The sequence below is a fragment of the Streptomyces sp. MS191 genome, from assembly GCF_008042125.1.
GTDB lineage: Bacteria > Actinomycetota > Actinomycetes > Streptomycetales > Streptomycetaceae > Streptomyces.
The window spans coordinates 1-2,094 of the sequence record NZ_RDBI01000179.1; the positions used below are offsets into that span (position 1 = coordinate 1).

Sequence of the window (2,094 nt, forward strand, 5' to 3'; positions counted from 1 at the left end):
CATCCCCCGTCCGGAGGCCCGATCCATGCGACAGTTCACCGCCGTCGTCAACCCCACCGCAGGGGGCTCCAGCGGGACGGCCGCCCTGCTCCCGCTGGCCCGGCTGCTGCGCGAGGCGGGCGCCCGGCTCGACACCGTGTACAGCCGCAGCCTGGACCACGCGCGGGAACTCGCCCAACGGGCGGGAGCGCAGGGCCACGTCGTCCTCGCCGTCGGCGGCGACGGGATGGCGGGCTGCGTCGGTGGCGCGCTCAGCGGCACCGACACGGTGTTCGGCCTGGTGCCCGCGGGGCGCGGCAACGACTTCGCCCGCGCCCTCGGACTGCCCACCGACGCCCCGCGACTCGCCGAGGTCCTGCTCGACGCCACGCCACGGGCCGTCGACACCATCGAGGTGGAGTCCGCGGCGCACGCGCGGCTCTCCGTCCTCGGGAGCGTGTACGCGGGAGTCGACGCGGTCGCCAACCGCCACGCGAACGCCTCCCGTCTGCTGCGGGGAGCGGCGTCGTACTACGCGGGCGGGCTGCGCGCGGTCGTCTCCTGGCGGACGGCCGCGTACCGCGTCACCGTCGACGGAGAGCGGTACGAACGTGCCGGCTACACCGTCGTCGCGGCGAACTCCGGCTACTACGGCTTCGGCAGGAACGTCGCCCCCGGCGCGCTGCTCGACGACGGCATGCTGGACGTCGTCGTGATCGGCGACGCCCCCAAGCGGCAGTTCTTCGCGACGATGAACGAGCTGAAGACGGGCGCCCACGTGCACCGTCCGCAGGTCGAGATCCTGCGCGGCAAGGAGATCCGCATCGAGGCGGACCGCCCGATCCCGTACGGCGCGGACGGCGAGGTCGACGCGACCCTGCCCGTGACGGTCCGGGTCCAGCCGGGCGCGCTGCGGGTCCTGGCCTGACGCCCTTGCCCGGGGGCGGACTCCGCCCCCGGGCAAGGGCCGGGCCTCCCGTCCATGGCGCAAGGAAGGCCGGCCGGGGCTCCGGGCTCGTACGGTCGGCGCCCCCGCAAGTCCCGCCCCGCACCGCGGGGTCGGGGCGCCGGCCGCCGGACCGCCGACGGGCCGGCGACCGCCCGGATCACCCGGGCGGCGCCGGGACCGCCCCGGCCGAAGCCTCCGCCGTCGCTGCGCGCCGCCGGTCGTCGACGCGCGCGACCGCGGCGGATTCCAGCGCGGCGAGGTCCCGTTGCCGTGCGCGGGTCCGCCGGAGGGAACGCACCGCCTCGGCCGTCGCCGTGACCACGGGCAGGGCGGTGACGAAGACGAGGCCGGCCATCACGGCCCAGAGACAGAACTCCGCCGTGCCTCCGGCCGGGCCGCTGACCTCGCCCGGCCCGCCCGCCTCGGCCAGCCACGCGAGGGAGCGGTGGACGCACGCGGCCATCGCGAGCGCCAGCGACACCCACGCCACGTAGAGCACCGCCGGGGGCAGCGCGCGCCGGTCCGCGTCCGCGGCGGCCCGCAGCCCTCCGCGGGCTCGCGCCAGGGCCGCCTCGTCCTCGACGGCCGCCATGGCCGCGCGGGCCTCCGCGAGATGGCGGTCGCGCTCGTCGCGCAGGGCCCACACGCGCTTCAGCACCTGATGGACCTCCACCGTTCCGATCGCCCAGATCACGGGTGCCACGGCCGCGACCGTCGTCGCGAAGGGCTCAGACATCTCCATCCCGTCATTCTGCGACAACGCCTCGCCCGCTCTCCTCGCCGCCCGGGGCGCACGGACCGCTCGCGGTGCGCCCGGACCGTGGAACGCCTTCTTCCGCGACAGGTACGGATGGCGTACGCCCCGCGTACGCGTTGCGTACGGTCGGAGGGGTAGGGTCACGCTCAGGAGGTGCTTACGTGTCCGAGTTGTTCGACGCGGTCGACGCACTGGTCGCGTCCCGCTCCCCGCTCCCGGCACCGGGGGAGCGCAGGCGGCTGCGCCTGGCCCACGGTCTGACGCTGGACGAGGTGGCCTCGGCCCTCCAGGTCCGCCGGGCCACGGTCAGTGGCTGGGAGGCCGGCAGGACCGAGCCGAGACCACCGGAACGGGACGCGTACGCCCGCCTCCTGGGCAGCCTCGCCCGGCTCTATCCCGCACCCGACCC

Annotated in this window: 3 protein-coding genes; 2 read left to right on the top strand and 1 reads right to left on the bottom strand. The window is 76.2% G+C overall.

The window, feature by feature from the left end; translation table 11 throughout:
* The first annotated feature begins 25 nt into the window (after window positions 1-25).
* The gene (locus EAO71_RS36200) at window positions 26-907 is read left to right on the top strand and encodes a diacylglycerol/lipid kinase family protein (RefSeq protein ID WP_147982043.1); all 882 of its coding nucleotides are present in this window, start codon (window positions 26-28) and stop codon (window positions 905-907) included.
* Between the two features lie 178 nt (window positions 908-1,085).
* Here EAO71_RS36200 and EAO71_RS36205 read toward each other — a convergent pair whose 3' ends face one another.
* On the bottom strand, window positions 1,086-1,670 hold the full coding sequence (locus EAO71_RS36205) for a hypothetical protein (RefSeq protein WP_147982044.1): 585 nt from the start codon (window positions 1,668-1,670) through the stop codon (window positions 1,086-1,088).
* 176 nt (window positions 1,671-1,846) lie between these two features.
* Between EAO71_RS36205 and EAO71_RS36210 the strand changes: the two genes are divergently transcribed.
* Window positions 1,847-2,094, top strand: a 248-nt coding sequence (locus EAO71_RS36210) for a helix-turn-helix domain-containing protein (RefSeq protein WP_147982045.1), incomplete at its 3' end; no start/stop codon positions are given.

Bases quoted from the DNA above. Each gene is read 5' to 3' on its own strand.
- EAO71_RS36200 (WP_147982043.1), top strand. From the start codon at position 26: ATGCGACAGTTCACCGCCGTCGTCAACCCCACCGCAGGGGGCTCCAGC.
- EAO71_RS36205 (WP_147982044.1), bottom strand. From the start codon at position 1,670: ATGGAGATGTCTGAGCCCTTCGCGACGACGGTCGCGGCCGTGGCACCC.